The organism is Candidatus Acidianus copahuensis, assembly GCF_000632495.1.
GTDB classification, from domain to species: domain Archaea; phylum Thermoproteota; class Thermoprotei_A; order Sulfolobales; family Sulfolobaceae; genus Acidianus; species Acidianus copahuensis.
The window spans coordinates 26,930-42,147 of sequence record NZ_JFZT01000066.1 but is presented as its reverse complement, the minus strand read 5'-3'; the positions used below and the strand labels follow the sequence as shown (position 1 = coordinate 42,147).

The 15,218-nt window shown below is 35.2% G+C and carries 17 protein-coding genes; 2 read left to right on the top strand and 15 right to left on the bottom strand.

Annotated features, from left to right (window positions below):
• Positions 1–149 precede the first annotated feature (149 nt).
• Both CM19_RS13160 and CM19_RS12185 read right to left on the bottom strand, forming a co-directional pair.
• A complete protein-coding gene (locus CM19_RS13160; RefSeq protein ID WP_160164890.1) occupies positions 150–287 on the bottom strand; it encodes a hypothetical protein in 138 nt (45 codons plus the stop codon).
• 600 nt (positions 288–887) lie between these two features.
• Positions 888–2,117, bottom strand: a complete 1,230-nt coding sequence (locus tag CM19_RS12185; RefSeq protein ID WP_048100725.1) for an MFS transporter — start codon at positions 2,115–2,117, stop codon at positions 888–890.
• Positions 2,118–3,012: 895 nt separating this feature from the next.
• Here CM19_RS12185 and CM19_RS12180 point away from each other — a divergent pair.
• Both CM19_RS12180 and CM19_RS12645 read left to right on the top strand, forming a co-directional pair.
• Positions 3,013–3,411 (top strand): hypothetical protein, encoded by a 399-nt coding sequence (locus tag CM19_RS12180; protein WP_048100724.1) that lies wholly within the window; start codon positions 3,013–3,015, stop codon positions 3,409–3,411.
• 620 nt (positions 3,412–4,031) lie between these two features.
• The gene (locus CM19_RS12645) at positions 4,032–4,946 is read left to right on the top strand and encodes an energy-coupling factor transporter transmembrane component T family protein (RefSeq protein WP_052349559.1); all 915 of its coding nucleotides are present in this window, start codon (positions 4,032–4,034) and stop codon (positions 4,944–4,946) included.
• A gap of 207 nt (positions 4,947–5,153) precedes the next feature.
• Here CM19_RS12645 and CM19_RS12170 read toward each other — a convergent pair whose 3' ends face one another.
• The 13 genes from CM19_RS12170 to CM19_RS12110 form a co-directional block, all read right to left on the bottom strand.
• Entirely contained in the window at positions 5,154–5,546 is a 393-nt protein-coding gene (locus CM19_RS12170) for a hypothetical protein (RefSeq protein ID WP_048100723.1), read from the bottom strand.
• Between the two features lie 550 nt (positions 5,547–6,096).
• Entirely contained in the window at positions 6,097–6,504 is a 408-nt protein-coding gene (locus CM19_RS12165; protein ID WP_048100722.1) for a hypothetical protein, read from the bottom strand.
• 136 nt (positions 6,505–6,640) lie between these two features.
• Positions 6,641–8,173: a nickel-dependent hydrogenase large subunit gene (locus CM19_RS12160; protein WP_048100721.1), complete on the bottom strand. Its 1,533-nt coding sequence runs from the start codon at positions 8,171–8,173 to the stop codon at positions 6,641–6,643.
• Positions 8,173–8,670, bottom strand: coding sequence for an NADH-quinone oxidoreductase subunit B family protein (locus CM19_RS12155; protein ID WP_048100720.1), 498 nt, complete (start codon positions 8,668–8,670; stop codon positions 8,173–8,175). Before CM19_RS12155 ends, CM19_RS12160 begins: the two co-directional genes overlap by 1 nt.
• 37 nt (positions 8,671–8,707) lie before the next feature.
• Complete coding sequence (locus tag CM19_RS12150; protein WP_048100719.1) at positions 8,708–9,187, bottom strand: hydrogenase maturation protease; 480 nt, start codon at positions 9,185–9,187, stop codon at positions 8,708–8,710.
• A complete protein-coding gene (locus CM19_RS12145; RefSeq protein WP_048100718.1) occupies positions 9,172–9,600 on the bottom strand; it encodes a hypothetical protein in 429 nt (142 codons plus the stop codon). Before CM19_RS12145 ends, CM19_RS12150 begins: the two co-directional genes overlap by 16 nt.
• Complete coding sequence (locus CM19_RS12140) at positions 9,597–9,815, bottom strand: hypothetical protein (RefSeq protein ID WP_048100717.1); 219 nt, start codon at positions 9,813–9,815, stop codon at positions 9,597–9,599. The genes CM19_RS12145 and CM19_RS12140 overlap by 4 nt, the downstream gene beginning before the upstream one ends.
• An 8-nt stretch (positions 9,816–9,823) precedes the next feature.
• Positions 9,824–10,831, bottom strand: a complete 1,008-nt coding sequence (gene hypE, locus CM19_RS12135; protein ID WP_048100729.1) for a hydrogenase expression/formation protein HypE — start codon at positions 10,829–10,831, stop codon at positions 9,824–9,826.
• Positions 10,824–11,138, bottom strand: a complete 315-nt coding sequence (locus CM19_RS12130) for a HypC/HybG/HupF family hydrogenase formation chaperone (RefSeq protein WP_048100716.1) — start codon at positions 11,136–11,138, stop codon at positions 10,824–10,826. The genes hypE and CM19_RS12130 overlap by 8 nt, the downstream gene beginning before the upstream one ends.
• Positions 11,138–12,325: a hydrogenase formation protein HypD gene (hypD, locus tag CM19_RS12125; protein ID WP_048100715.1), complete on the bottom strand. Its 1,188-nt coding sequence runs from the start codon at positions 12,323–12,325 to the stop codon at positions 11,138–11,140. Before hypD ends, CM19_RS12130 begins: the two co-directional genes overlap by 1 nt.
• Entirely contained in the window at positions 12,326–12,946 is a 621-nt protein-coding gene (locus CM19_RS12120; RefSeq protein ID WP_048100714.1) for a hypothetical protein, read from the bottom strand.
• A complete protein-coding gene (locus CM19_RS12115) occupies positions 12,939–13,262 on the bottom strand; it encodes a Rieske (2Fe-2S) protein (protein ID WP_052349558.1) in 324 nt (107 codons plus the stop codon). Before CM19_RS12115 ends, CM19_RS12120 begins: the two co-directional genes overlap by 8 nt.
• Positions 13,259–15,160 (bottom strand): nickel-dependent hydrogenase large subunit, encoded by a 1,902-nt coding sequence (locus CM19_RS12110; RefSeq protein ID WP_048100713.1) that lies wholly within the window; start codon positions 15,158–15,160, stop codon positions 13,259–13,261. Before CM19_RS12110 ends, CM19_RS12115 begins: the two co-directional genes overlap by 4 nt.
• Positions 15,161–15,218 lie beyond the last annotated feature (58 nt).

Below are 15,218 nucleotides of genomic sequence, written 5' to 3'. Positions count from 1 at the left end.
CTGAAAGGATCTATGACCCTACTGACTTCAGCCCATTAGCTTATGGAAGAGCTGAACCTAGATAAAGCTCCAACTAGATTTTCGATATATTGACAACATAGTAAGAAGATCTACTTGAGAAGTCAGGATAGTTCACATTTTGGGACAGACTAGGATAAAACAGATTCAGATTTATCTTCAACATTTCTAATAATTTCTGCTATAAGATCTATCTCTGTTAGATCGTTTCTCTTCTCATCACTTTTCTTGTCTTTAGTTAGAAAATCTATATATGAATTCATTGACATAACTGTATATTATGTTTTAACTCTTAAAAGAGTTTTGGCTAATAATTCAGAAAAATTACAATAAAATTAAAACTTGATCTCTTAAGGAAACTTGAATGTTGAACCACCTCGACTTTTTGACTTGGACTTTCTCCTTCATCTTCCTGAATCTCCCCTCTATCATTACAGCGAAGTTTTCTTTATGAAAATTCCTTAATTCCATTAGTCTAGGAATTGCAGTGAAGTCAACATAAGTTAATTGTTAATTGAGTGCCACGTCACTTCATTGAATCAGCTACGATTACTCTCCTATTGACATAAAGAGGATGTCAAAAACTTGTTTATACACCTTATGGGCAATTCATCATAGTTAAGTTTTGGTTACACCCTTGAACTACATTAAAATAAATAGCGCTATAGTGAGTGAAAACTTTTATTAAAAATAATGTAGAGACCCACTCTATATAATTATTAGAACTAACTAGAGAACTGAGGGAAAATATTACTCAAATATCAAGTAGTTTTCAGAAAAAACTACAATCTATTTCTATTTAGATCATTGATTTAAAAAGATACTCATTTGCTTTTGTTAATAAGATATTTATAGATCTCTTACCCAAATTAAGAGGTTAATTTAGGTTTTTTCTTCTCTATATCATCTATCGAAGTAAACTTACTTGTTTCAAACCCATATATATACCATAAAATCGCCGCTACTAATCCAATACCCCATATACCTACGTTAAACAGCACGTAATTCGATAAGCTGAGTGAAGCCGTTAAGAATATCGTCGGAATATAGAGACCTATAGATACTACTCTAGCTATTGCCGTATAAGTTCCTCTCCTTATCGTTGACCATACCTCTCCTTTAAATGTATCTTCAGTTAAGTATTGTATAGCAGTAAAAGCATTTATGGTAACAAGGAGAGCCCAAAATAAAGGCAAAAACGATTCCCATTCTGGAATTAAGAAGTATGTAATGAGAGTAAATACCACAATGCCAGCGTTTGACCAGACAAGTAGAGACTTCCTACTTAGCTTGTCAGCAAAGAATGATATGAAAAGACCAACAAAAAATTCACTTAAATCTGCTACAAATATTATTTCCCCCGTTAAACTTGAGAAAAAGTATGGTCCTAAGACGTAAACGATTAGCCCAAAGCCTGCTGCGTTAGAAAAGGCTATTGCTGTTGTAACAAAAAGTTTAAATAACGTGTCCTTATTTAATTTTTCCTTTACATCCTCTACTCTATTCTTAGCCCTTATCCATCTTTCTGACTCAGGTAGCCTAAGCCTAGTAAAAATTAAGACTAAAACAGCAAACAATATAACCAAACCTAGGACGAGCCTTTGAATTAATATTGAGGAAAATTGAGTTAATAGTTCTAACCCTCCTAAAGCTACACCACCAACGTTTATGAAATTTATCTCGAAAAACATAGCTCTACTTCTATACGCTTGAGGCATTATTTCATGCGTTGCTACCATAATTGTATTCATCTCTCCACCAGCGCTAAACAACATAAGAGCAGTAAAAATGAGGACTAAAAAATAATTGAAGGAAAAAATTAGTCCAATACCTCCTATAAAATAAAGAGACATTGTTATCCAAAAAGTTGGTCTCCTTCCTATTCTGTCGGAAAGAGGTCCTGCAAAGCCGATTCCAACAATTAGCCAGAGAGGAGCCCATGCAAGTAGTACACTAGTAAGGATTTTTGGCACCACATACCAACTCGTTGCTATTGATTCTAGACCAAAAATAAAAGATTCCAAAAACATACCTATACAAAAAGATATAAAGGCTAAAGTAGTTACATTATTCCATTCTCCATTAGATTTCCATGACATTACTTTTTTTGAAAAGGAAGAAATATAAAAATTTGTGTTATATATACATTAAAAATAAATTAGTAAAGAACAACATTCTTTGAAAACTATTCTTAACCTTTACTATTAGGAGGTTATACATTTGAAAACTTTCATGTTTGAAGACTCTAATTAAATGAAATGCATTAAATTATTGATTTTAAGGAAGAAGAGATTAATTGAAAAATTTTATTTTTATTTTAGCAATATTTGTTCATAATAATGAACTCAACTAAGTTGAAGATCTTTACGAGAAGCGGGAAAAGTAACAGTTCTCTACATAAACATAAGTTGTACCATTGTGAGTTCAAGCCTGTTCTGCTCATTAGGACAAGAGAGAACAATTTTGATTACATGGAGAACATAAATTTTTGGTTACTATACTCCCATTATATTCATCACGTCATAATACAACTTGTGTCTACTCTGTTTACTATAAAGAGTACCGAAAGCCGATAAAGAGGGTAGTATGCTATATCTCAAGACGGAATTATCCTGACCTTTCTGTTGATCTTACTGCTTCATAATTAACAATTGCCTTTTGCCAAGGAAGGGAGAGACTCCAGAATCCTAGATGATTAACACTAAGCATATAATTAAACATTGAGGGAATCTAAGAGTCATGAAAGTAGGCATCACAACTTTTGCGGATAAAGGTCTTCTACGAAAGTAAGAGTATCCTTTTTATAACTATAAATTAAATGAGGTTTGATATATGCGATGGATATGGTGGGTTTACTTCTGATCTCTTTTTATATTTTATCTGTCTATCTCCTTTTATAGAAAATAACGTAGACTATCCCTCTCTACCCTCGGTCTTCCACTCCCCGACCTTCATAGAGATAAAGCTTTATTATATGTATTCTGATTAAAGACTATGGAAAGTATTTATTCAAGAAAAATTGTATTTGCAATACTCATTATCCTAATAATAGAGTTTATAGTTGGGATGTGGCTTAATTTATTCGCAGCATTTCCTCAGTTCAATTTTTCATCAATGATGAATTTCATGGCATCAGGTAGTATGGGAATGTTAATGTTACATATAGCGCTAGGGGTAATCCTTGGTATTTTAGGGATAGCGTTATTGATGTTTATACCAGAGAGAGGTAGGTTGTTTAGCATTATAGGCCTTATTTCCATAATAATTGCAGGAATAAATGGTTTGTTCTTCATGTATACAGGGTTTTCTAATAATTACTATTCCTTTTTTATGGCCTTGTTCTGGGTTATCTCAATAGTATCCTATTCAATGGTTATTCAATTTACAAAATAAAAACAGATTGAAATAAAGAAATAATAATCTACAGTTTCTACAATAATACAAATGTTTATCGAAACTACTCAAACTACTATGTATACGACGAAAAACAGAACTTGTTTTTCCATTACAGTTTTCTGGAGTAATTTCATTAAATATGAGATTACTGAATGATATCTTTGATGTACATCAAGTCATATTCATGAAGAACAAAACTGCTTAACTCTACAAAGGTCAGATTTTAAGGTTAGGAAAATGGCGATATCCCTCCTTTGATCTATTTAACGTCATCTTTAATCTTCTAAATATTTTAATACATATGAGTTGTAGGACAAATCTAAAAGATCCTTAGAAGAATAGAGAGATTAGAACAGAACTCTTTTATTTTATGTACCGTCCATGAGAAGGACAAAAGCTGAACAAATAAGGAATACATGATTGTTTTTTAAGTGCAGATATCTGGTCTTTGACGTTTTGATAAGTTTTCTCTCTTTAATCTCTGTTAAGATAGGATCATGTTTCCCATTGTTAATACTTAAATCCTTACCTCTAGAGTAGAGAAGATCAGCTAATATTATCTGAAGATCTCTTTGTTTTCCTTTAAGATTTATTACCCTTTACATAAAATTTAGATAATGACAGCATTATTAGACTACATTCCTTTAATTTTCTTCATTATTACTATATTTCTTGTAGTTTACTTACTAACCAAGGTAGTAGGATTAGATGGTATCGCTACTGCTATGGAATACAAGAAGGGAAAATCTTCCTTTCATCAGATTAATCCCTTAGTAAAGATTTTCTTTGAGATATCAATATTTCTCGTATTATTGAGAGCATATGAGCTTAAAGCAGGACTTTTCCTTTCTATAGCTATACTATCGGTACTAATGACGATATTACTATTTACGCCTAATGGGAAGGAAAGAGTAAGATATTCAGGGATATATGCCGTAGCAGTCTTTTTAGCGTATTTGTGGAATTGGCTAAATTCCATTCATTCCACAGGATTAGTTCTATGGGTATGGCCTTCCTGGTTTTCTCATTTAATGAGATATTCTCAATTTGTAACGTCCGGAAGTTTAATCAAGGCTACCATTATGTCAATTGAGAATCCTATTATCGCTATTTCACTTGCTGGAATAACTTTTATATCAACCACTTCTGTCTCTGACCTATTTAGGTCTTTTTCTGAAGTAAAGGTTCCACTATGGCTGACCTTAATATTTTCCGTGTTTTTAAAGGTAATTCCACAAACCTTTAGAGAACTTGATAATGCAATCAAACTTCAGATATTTAGAGGTCTAGGTTTTGGAAAACCACAATTTCTGTATCCATTAATTTATATTTATGCCTTTTTCCTTTCATTAATTCCTACTTTCGTCCATATGGCTAAGTCATCAAAAAATATGGCTATGGCTTTAGATTTGAAAGGTTTTAGGGCATTCTCATCCAGGACAAGCTTGAAAGTTATTGGCTTCCATTGGAGAGATTTAATAGTATTAATTTTTTCTATAGGATTTATAGGAATTTTTGCCTTTTTAGAATAATAAAATTCTTTTATAACCTTTTAATCCGATGACCTTTTATTAGATTTTTAATGTTTACTATATCTATAGATAAATTCCGAGATATTTGAATTTATGTTTTAAGTGAACAGTATTAATATATAATTATACTTGAGGCAATGGGACTATTTGCTTTCTTAAACACCCTATAATTAGATTCATAGATTTAATTAAAGTTAGCATATTTCGCTAGATAGTTGGCTTAAAAACCATATCGTAAATTAGAAAAAATGCAATAATAGTATAGAAGATTGATAAATATCTCATTTTAGAAAAGAAACTTTCAATTTCTTCCACGTAGGTTAATCTCCAATGTATATATTCTCCTGCGCCAAGAATAGGGGATACAAAAAATGCATAATAAGTCCAAGAGGGACATCCAATTACTTTCCACATGTATAAACCCGAAATAGTCATAGATATTAATGAGAAGATCTCTAAGTAAACTAATTTCCTATAAGCGGATAAGAACGTCAGATCCTTTGGCCTTGTTAAGGTCAAAAGATAATAAGCTCCTGTTGTTATTCCGCCCCAACCTATAAGACCAATTATATGAATAAAAAACGCTATCTCATAGAGCATGAATAAGTCGTCTTAATCTAAAGTTTATATATTTTCTCTAAGCTATTTCAAATTTTAAGTTCTGCTGCATAGCAAAACAAATGATCGTTTAACTGAATTAAGGTTCGAGTCTTACGGACACTTATTGTCATTGTCATAAAACTCTTGGACTTTATCGCGTTCTGAACAAAGATCATTATCCATTAGTGAAACTCCTACTACGCCTTTGAAGGCCTTATCAAAAACATTAGATTGTGAGGAAACCTACACGTTTTTATGGAGTGTTTACACCTTTTCCCAATTTGTGTCTACAAATTCATATCTGTAACAAATTAATAATTGTTCTTTTTAATATACAAGCGTTTTAGAAGGGGAAAAGCATGATATACAATAAAAATGTCGATTTAAGTGAAATTGCTATCAACGCCATAGTTTACTTTAAAGATTAAAGTTAATTTCCGTATTTTCGACATACTCATACCAGGACTATGCTATTTGAAAGTTTTCCAAATAAAAGACTCCTTAGAACTAATTAGGAAATCGCTTTGTAGAAAATAAAAATTTTAAAATATTATAATTCAATTTCTCTACATGTTTCATCTAAAAGTTCCTTCCAATCATCCGATGCTACTTCCTCGCAATACTTTCTAATCCTTTTAAGTTCCTCCTTATCTAAAAATTGGAAAATTTGAGGTAAAACGTTATACCACGTAAGCCTCCTAACATTTATATCTTCATCTTTTAACATTTCTAGGAGACATGGAAGTCTTTCCCTTACTTCATTAGCTTTTATTCTATCAAGGAACTTCGGTAATAAGTTCCAAGCTCTATATCTGGTTCCATGATCAGTAAAGCACAATAGATTAAGAAGTAGTTGTAAGTTACCAGAATTAATTATCTTCTCTGTTTCAAGCCATGCCTCATGTTTTACATTTTTATCCCTACTGGATAGTTGATATATGAGATCTTGGATTTCCATCAGTTTTCTCTCATTCTATTCCTTAAAAAGCGTTTGCTATGAATTCGTTTTGTATCCTTTAATGGATTCAGTCCTTTACAAAAGCCGATTTTTTCTTTATTATCGAATATTCATGAATTTTAAATTTAAAAATAGATTATACCGGAATCATGACTCTTTTGTCCTTATACTCTAAATGGACAGAACAGGCAGAGCAAGGATCAAAACTCCTCACTATCCTCAATGGATGTAGTTCTATTCCTCTTTCATCATCTACTCTTTGATGTATTATAGACCTTTCAACTGGTCCTCCCATAGGACTAAAGTTCCTCTCGCTTGGAGTTACTATTTGATACTTCTTTACTTTATTTCCATCAACTATTACCCAGTGACCGTTACTCCCTCTAGGAGCGTCTTGGGCTCCAACAGCTAACTTATAGTTCCTTTGCCCTCTTATTACTTCAGTATTACCTTGAGGAATCTCGACTCCCTCTAAAAACTCCTTAAGAAAGGCTATAGTGAATACTCGGGCAAAAGTTCTTTCAATCACGTTATTTCCTCTAGGTTCCCATTCATATCCTAATGCCTTTACTTTTCCTTTCAGTAGTCTCATCGTGTAAAGTCTAGCCAAATCTCCTGTAGATGGCATAAACACTTGACCGTTGTAGTACTGCTTAATAGTTGGGATAAAATTAGTATTTAACAAGTTTCCAAGTTTAGTCTCCTTATTCCACGGATGTTTCTCATCTAGTTCATTTCCTAATTCGTCTTGAGTATATTCCTGTTTCCAATTCTCATAAGGTCTTCCTTCTACGTCGACCCTGATACCTAATAGAATCTTAGATAGTCTGTCTTCAACAATTTCCCTTCCTCTTATGATGGCCGGAGGAAAAAGCCTCTTTTTGCCCCAGTCATCCATATTCTCATAGTCAGCGTTATAATCAGAGCTCTCCAGTAATCCGTAACTTACAAAGTCTTCCTCAATATCCTTGTAGAAACCTGTATAGAAATCTCTAAGATCTGCCATTATGTAAAGCAACTTTTGTATAATCTTATCTCCTTTAAGGAATTCTTTAATCTTTTGTGGGGCTGACTCATCCCTGATACTTAATGTACCTGGTCTTAAGCTCAGAGGCTGTGGATATCTAAGCCATATTAGCGTAGCTAAGTCTCTTAAGTTCGTCTGCAACTTAAAAGCTTCCTTGTATATCTCCTTTCCGAAATAGAGGTTATCCATTATGTCAGATATCTTGTTATATCCATGAATATCCTTGAATTGACAAGATGTGTCTTTTCCTCTTTCGTAATCCTTTGGAGATTTCTCTTTCAATATTTCTGTTGAGTAGTCTATTCCTTGAAAAAGGAAGGAAACAACTAGGTTATTATACATTACATCAGCTAACGAGTATGCTATATTTCTAAAAGCTATTACCTTTTCGCTTGGATAAACCCCAGAAGCCATTTCCATTGCCTCAGTTGCCACCAAGGTATGAGTAGCCCCACACACTCCACATATTTTCCCAGCTAAGTTTATTGCTGTTTGAGGTTCTTTTCCAAGAAGCAGGTTTTCAAATCCCCTAAACATTGTAACTTCTACTCTAGCATCAACGTATTCTCCGTGATCGTACTTTACCTTAACTCCTAGATGCCCCTCAATCCTGCTTATAGGATCTAGAGATATATCTTTCATTACTTTTCGCTCTCCTTAAGTGCAGAATATAACATGGCGATCATCATTTTATCTGATGCTGGACAGCCTGGTACCTCGTATATTTTCTTGTCATTTACGAATTCCTTTACACCAAGGTCTCCTAACTCTCTAATAACTCCTCCATTAACAGCACAAGAACCTACAGCAACTATGCTAATAGCTTTCTTTGAAAGTTTTTCTAAAATTTCCCTACACGTCATTCCTGCAAAATTGCATATCTTATCCTCCTTAGGTATCGCTCCTTCTACTACAAGCAAGTAATGATCTTGAGAAAGTATATCATCTAACATTTCCTTACCAGCCTTTTCTTCTGTAGCAATCGAAATAAACTTCACTGGAGAAGAATGAAAGAAAAGCTCATCAATACCCTCACAACCCTCCTTTAACATCATAACCGTCTCCCCAGAGCAGGATTGCGCCTCGATCCACACGATATTGTTTTTTAGTACTTCCTTAAATGCTGTACAATAGTCCATACATGTTACTTTAAGACTATTGGTTAAAAAACTTAGACTAAGTCCACGTTATCTTCTCCTTACTTTTTAGACAAGACTTAAGTTGTTTAGGATTAACTTCTATTCCGTATTTACTTAAAAACTCTCTATATTTTGTAAATAGACCCTCAGCTCTTTGTATGACCCTCTCTGAGAGCCCTGGCCAGTCTACTCTCTCTGGTTTAATAGCGAGAATATAAGCTTCGCTAGGAAGTTCTCCAGATCTTTTTGCTAGAAATATGACTTGAACTGGAGATAGTCTATGAGGATCAGAAATATCAACTTCGTATTCCTTATTAACGTCTATTTTGAATAAACCGTAATCCTCATCCATCAACATGGCGTCAATAAAGAAGATAATATCCTCCTTCTTAATAAACGACAATGCCTGAAATCCATTAGCTTCAGCATCGTAAAAGTTTAGACATTCTGCTACCAAAGATCCGATTGCATCATCTCCATATAATCTATTACCTATACCTATTACCTTGACAGCCAATTCCTTTTCTCCTCAACTTTTCTACTTAGAGTCTCAATTGCATTATCTGAATAGTTTCCCTTATAGTACAACGCGTGCACAACAGGGTAGCCCGCAAAAATTAGAATTCCATAAGCTATATCCTCAACATAATATCTACCATCAAGACCAGGTCTAATAAGCTCGAGCATTTCCCAAGGATCTTTTGATTCTAATACAAATTCCTTTTCAGTTATCCCCTCTGGCACATACCTACTGCTTCCAACTAGTAGAACATTTTCTGGCTTAAAGTTCTTTACAATCTCTGCAGCATCTATAGGATCAGTCTCTAGATCTACTACTTTTTCCTTTTCTTTCCAAATATCATAAACCTTCTCTATAACTTGCCCGTCTGGAGTACCGAAAAATGGAATGAAGCCTATTAATACCTTCATTTCTTCACCATACTATCCTTGATTTTGTTAACGAGTTCTAACATGTCTTTCGCATTATATGACTTCAAGATCTCGTCTATGTTTGCCTCTTTTTTACTTGGATTTATATCATAGATTATATCCAGAATCTCTTCATTTAATGGTTTTTGTATTTCTTTCCTAACTATGTCTTTTATGGTAAATAACTCTAAAATTACATCAATGATTGAACTCATCTAATCACCTAACAAATTCTAGGTACAATATCTCCTACAGGCATTTCTAAAATCCTTGTTCCTCCAGCTAAAGTCCTCAGAATTACTAAGCTGTTATTTTCGATGTCCTTAGGATTTAATACCCTGCCTATAACTGCTGGAGTAAAACCTAATTTGTTTAGTTCCTCTAAAACTTCATTTTCCTTTTCAGAGGGTAAAGCTATTACTCCTACTCCTTCGCTTGCTAGGCTTAGAGGATCAATTCCAGTCATAGACGAAATTGACTTTACTTCCTCTAAAACCGGAATTTTCTTTTCTTCTACGACTATCATTTCCCCTGAAAGTTGAGCCCACTCGTTTAACGTGGCTGCTAACCCTCCCCTCGTAGGATCTCTAGCTGCATGTATGTCTTGATCAAACTTTTCAAACAAATCTAAGAGTTTCATCAATGGTTTTGCATCACTTTCTAAGGAAGTACCTATTCCGTATTGCAACGCTGCTATTACTGCACCATGTGTTCCTATAGGTCCCGTGACTATTATAGAGTCTCCAGGTCTAATCTTATCCACAATAGGTCTTTTTGAGATTCCTAATCCTACTGTATTTATTACAATACCTTTCATTGAATCGCTCGGTATTACCTTAAAGTCTCCTCCGATTAATGGAATTTTATATTCCCTTAAAACAGAGATCATATCATCAATAATTTTGTCTAAACTCGGTAATGGAAATCCTTCGGAGACTATTATCGAATCTAAGATCGCCGTAGGTCTTCCTCCCATCATTATCACGTCATTTAAAGTCCCTGAAACCGCTAGTTTCCCAATACTCCCGCCCGGGAAGAAGTAAGGATTAACCGTGTGAGAATCCGTAGAGATAACCAGGTTACTAACTAATGCTCCATCGTCAGGGTAATCTATTCCTACTCCACCTGGTGTCCTCTTTAGTTCCTCAGGTAATTTAGAGAAGAGATATCTCTGTAATAGCTGCTGAGTTTCCTTTCCTCCATTTCCATGAGCTATTGTTATTTTATCCATTTTTCTCATCTAGTTGTCCTAAAAGTTTATACATGGAATCTGTGTATTCTTTTACTGTCTTTTCAGGATCTTCTCCTGTGATTTCTGATACTTCTCTTATTTGTTCAGCTATGAACTTTATGTTTTCTATTACTTCCTCCTTACTAAGCTTTGATATAATTACTCCGGCATGAACCATGACAAAATCTCCTAACCTAACGTTATCGACGCCAACAGCAACTTTTTTGATTGTATTCCCCCCAAGGTCTACAGTAGCTATAAGGTCTGACTCTATAGAGATAACTTTAGCTGGAACAGCCCAACACATTATTCCCTCACCTCTTTCATTAGATTTAATACTCTTTGAGACGAACCAAATCTTGCCCATACTGCGCATGATCCCTCCAATGAAACCATGCATGGACCCCAAGGTCTTGATGGAGTGCAGGCCTTCATGAATAAAGGACAATCTGTTGGATATGCAGTACCCAAGGTAACCTCGTTACATTTACATCCAGGAGGAAGATCGTAATCCCAAGGATTTTCCTTGATGTTAAGTTGAAGTTTTGCGTTAAATTCCTTGAACGGATCTCTTAGATCTAGTCCACTGTTAGGTATATTTCCTATCCCTCTCCAGATAGTGTCAGTAGTTCTAAAAATTTCTCTCACAGCATCTTGTGCGTATATATTACCATCCCTAGTGACAACGCGTTTATACTCCAAGTCAGTTAACTTTGCCTTCCCTGTGTATAGATCTTTTAATATTGTTAACACCGCAGTTAATATATCAACAGGTTCAAATCCTGAAACAACAGCTGGTATCCCAAATTCTTCCGGGAAAAAGTCCCATCCCTTCGAGCCCACTATAGTTGAGACATGACCAGGGCCAATAACTCCAGATACAGGAGATCTTTTGCTCATTTTATGAATTTTTATGGCATAAATTGCAGCAGGAGCTGTTAATTTTAATGAAGAGTAAAACATTAGGTTTTTAGGAATCACTTCTTTTTTGAAAAGCACAGCGTAACTAGGAGCAGTAGTTTCAAATCCAAGGCCAAAGAACACTGAAGGTTTTCCGTGAGTTTTTGCGTCCTCTATAGCATCAACGAAGCTATAAACTATCCTAACGTCTGCGCCAGACGCCTTTGCTGAGGCTAAACTTCCTATACCCTCCTTATAATGACTAACTGTAGGTAATTTATAAGCGTCACCAAAGGTATATACCACATATCCATCCATAGCTAATTTTATCATATTCTTTATATCGCTTGAAGGAGTTACGCAAACTGGACATCCAGGTCCTGCAATTAACTCAACTTCTTCAGGCATCAATGACCTTATTCCATAATGCGTTGTAGTCCACTCATGGGTACCACAAAAGTTCATGATCTTAATCCTTTCTAGTCCGGTCTTCTCTATAACTTTTGGAGTTAACTTCGAAATCTCCTCAGACAATTTCTTTGCAAGTTCGGAATTCTCTCTGAAAAGTATCTCTATTTCTTTAGGTAAGTCCATTTAATCACCTAGTATATTATTTTTTTCTGGTTTAAAAAGCCAGAGAATATATTTTTCCATGAGGTCTCTACTTTCATCCATTTTACTCCTTAATTGAGAAATTACATTAGCGACTATCTCATATTCGTCTCTTAAGTACAATGTTATAGCATACCTTGAAAGTTCGTCGTTTATCCTTGAGACTGATATTTGCTCATATGATTTAGAATTGACCTTATTTCTACTCATTATAATCCCTCTAAAGTCCCAACTATCCATGGATATCTTAGGAAGAGAAATTGTTCTCTCGAAATTTACTGTTAACTCAGCGTAATCTAAACCTGAAGTTCCACTTTCCTTTATTGCCCTAACTAATTCCCCTGATGACAATTGAAAGTTTCCAAAATCTTCTGAGACCACTGTAAAAGACCTAGGCTGATAATAAATTTCAGCAAAGTTCTTTTTTGCGAAAGAACCACCTTCTAGAGGTAAGTATATGTAACCGCTGGTTCCACTTATCCTGATTTGAGCTACGGAATAGCCTAAACCTGCCAGTCTTCCAGCAAAAGCGTAGAGATCAGGATCAGAGAAAATTCTAACTGTAAAAACGCCAGTAAAGCCAGAAGCTGTTAGTTCACTCACTAATCATTACCTCCTCATCTTTTTGTTCAACCTTATAAATTTTCAAGTTCCTTCTTGCAGGTCCATCCACAACTTTTCCTGATTTTATGTCAAAAATAGAACCGTGCCATATGCAAACTATTTTACCATCATCAGTTATGAACCCATCCTCTAAAGAAAAGCCTTCATGTGTACATAACGCTTCTAGAGCATAGATTTGATTTTTATAGTTAACCAAAAGAACTGGTTTCCTTTCCCACGGTTTTCCATCAGGGAAAAAGTACTCCACCATTGATCCTTCTGGTATCTCGTTTTTTCTTATCCTTAATGATGTCAAGAGTTACACACCGGCGTAATTACATGATCTAGCGTTCTATTTACTTTTCCTTTTATCTCGAAATGAGCAGCACATACTAGGCATGGATCAAAACTCCTTATAGCTCTAAGGAAATCGTAACCTACCCATTGACTAGGTGGAACCTCTTCCATAACCTTAGTGTTAATAACTGACATCTCAAACGGTCCTATTGCCTGTCCATTGATACACCAACTACCTTGACAATTGTTATCCCTAGGACTTACATTAGCTGTTGTGGGGGCTTGATACTGATAATTGGCTATGGAATAGTTCTTATTAACCATCCAATGTCTACTAGTTCCTCTAGGAACTTCATATTGCCCAACTCCTAAGGAAAATGATGGTTGTTTCCAAGGTCTTGAAGTCTTAGGACTTGTCTGATTCTTCATGAAAACCTCTAGACCATACTGCAAATTGTCCCACGCTGCAAATATAGCAGCTGCCATATCTACGGCTCTCCCTAATATCCTAGATAGCGTAGTAGAATGGTTTGGAGGATCCCATTCAACAGTCCACTCCGGCATCGACCCAGAAGGTAACCATGAAGGTATACTATTTATTGCAGGTAGGGTTATGTGTATTTTTCCGTTTTTAACTATTGGACTACTAGGATGGAAGTGAGCTACTGCATGAAGTCTTGCCCAAGGTCCAGTTTCGTACGCCCAAATAGTTCCATCTTTCCAAACCAATCTAGGTTCAGCATCCCAGCTATACTTATCCATAAAGTTTTGTCCTTGTGGGTTAGGTATGGTTGTTTTATTCCAAGGATGGTACATGTAGAGTGGAGTCCCATCCTCTGCGGTTAGACCCCAAGCTAACTTGTTTCCAATGGGATCAGTTTCAGAAAATGGGGAAGTAATTTTGGCCCAATCGCGGTAATATGATGAATTTACAAACTCTAGTTGACCGACGTTTAGGTCTATGAAACTCTTACTTAAAAGTTCACCATTTCTTACTATTGCGGGTCTAAAGATTGACTGAGGTCCTTCACTGGCGTTCTGTGAAAGATTATCATAATTTCCATAAATTTCACTATCGCTTTCTCCTAATTCACTGTAAAGAACAGGGCTTTCATATCCATAGGAAGAAATGTATGTTGGATTTTCATATGTCAATCCTTGAAGTTCATAATCGAAGTTCTCTATGAGAAAATTAGCTAAGTCCATCCAAGAAGAAATTATGACTTTTACCCAGGCAGTTAAAGAAGTTAACCTATACATATACTCGGAAAAGAGCGATTCGCCTACAGAAAGGTCCGTACCGATACCTCCAGGTATTAGCATTGGTGGATGAGAATGCCTACCGTAAATTAGTACTCCCGCTTCCCTAGCTAAGATCTGCGCTTTTACAGCGTTTACCCACAGGGATCCTGAGAATGGATTTAGCGCAGTCATTATGTCAGCTATAGTGGAGAACCCATGAATGTCAGTATATTCTGCCTTAGTCTGTTGTGCTGTAGCCCACCATGTTGGATAATATTGTTGTATAACTTGAGCTGAGAAGTCAGGTCCCTCTAATACGTTAAGTATTATTGAATGATCATAAATCATATCTGTCATAGCATAAGCCATGTTTCTTAATGATTGACCTAGGGGATATGGAACTGCGCCTAAAGCCATATCATTAGCTCTAACCGATGCATTAGCATGGGCAGCTCCACACACTCCACAGCTTCTAGACGTTATATGAACAGCGTCTGGTGGTTCTCTTCCTCTTAGAAATACTTCAAAACCCCTGAACATTGTTACGTAAGTATAGGCATCATCGTTAATCACTTGCCTTGTATCGGTATTAACAGATGCTGTTAAACCTAAATGACCTGCTACTCTAGTTACAGGATCTACGACTAGTTTTATTTGATTTTGATTTGAGGACATTTTCTCACCTTAATATATAATTCTTAAAACAAATTTAAATATATAAAAAAGGAATATG

What these genes read in the sequence shown, in the direction of transcription:
- CM19_RS13160 (WP_160164890.1), bottom strand. Translation starts at nt 287, where the DNA reads ATGTCAATGAATTCATATATAGATTTTCTAACTAAAGACAAGAAAAGT.
- CM19_RS12185 (WP_048100725.1), bottom strand. Translation starts at nt 2,117, where the DNA reads ATGTCATGGAAATCTAATGGAGAATGGAATAATGTAACTACTTTAGCC.
- CM19_RS12180 (WP_048100724.1), top strand. Translation starts at nt 3,013, where the DNA reads ATGGAAAGTATTTATTCAAGAAAAATTGTATTTGCAATACTCATTATC.
- CM19_RS12645 (WP_052349559.1), top strand. Translation starts at nt 4,032, where the DNA reads ATGACAGCATTATTAGACTACATTCCTTTAATTTTCTTCATTATTACT.
- CM19_RS12170 (WP_048100723.1), bottom strand. Translation starts at nt 5,546, where the DNA reads ATGCTCTATGAGATAGCGTTTTTTATTCATATAATTGGTCTTATAGGT.
- CM19_RS12165 (WP_048100722.1), bottom strand. Translation starts at nt 6,504, where the DNA reads ATGGAAATCCAAGATCTCATATATCAACTATCCAGTAGGGATAAAAAT.
- CM19_RS12160 (WP_048100721.1), bottom strand. Translation starts at nt 8,173, where the DNA reads ATGAAAGATATATCTCTAGATCCTATAAGCAGGATTGAGGGGCATCTA.
- CM19_RS12155 (WP_048100720.1), bottom strand. Translation starts at nt 8,670, where the DNA reads ATGGACTATTGTACAGCATTTAAGGAAGTACTAAAAAACAATATCGTG.
- CM19_RS12145 (WP_048100718.1), bottom strand. Translation starts at nt 9,600, where the DNA reads ATGAAGGTATTAATAGGCTTCATTCCATTTTTCGGTACTCCAGACGGG.
- CM19_RS12140 (WP_048100717.1), bottom strand. Translation starts at nt 9,815, where the DNA reads ATGAGTTCAATCATTGATGTAATTTTAGAGTTATTTACCATAAAAGAC.
- hypE (WP_048100729.1), bottom strand. Translation starts at nt 10,831, where the DNA reads ATGGATAAAATAACAATAGCTCATGGAAATGGAGGAAAGGAAACTCAG.
- CM19_RS12130 (WP_048100716.1), bottom strand. Translation starts at nt 11,138, where the DNA reads ATGTGTTGGGCTGTTCCAGCTAAAGTTATCTCTATAGAGTCAGACCTT.
- hypD (WP_048100715.1), bottom strand. Translation starts at nt 12,325, where the DNA reads ATGGACTTACCTAAAGAAATAGAGATACTTTTCAGAGAGAATTCCGAA.
- CM19_RS12110 (WP_048100713.1), bottom strand. Translation starts at nt 15,160, where the DNA reads ATGTCCTCAAATCAAAATCAAATAAAACTAGTCGTAGATCCTGTAACT.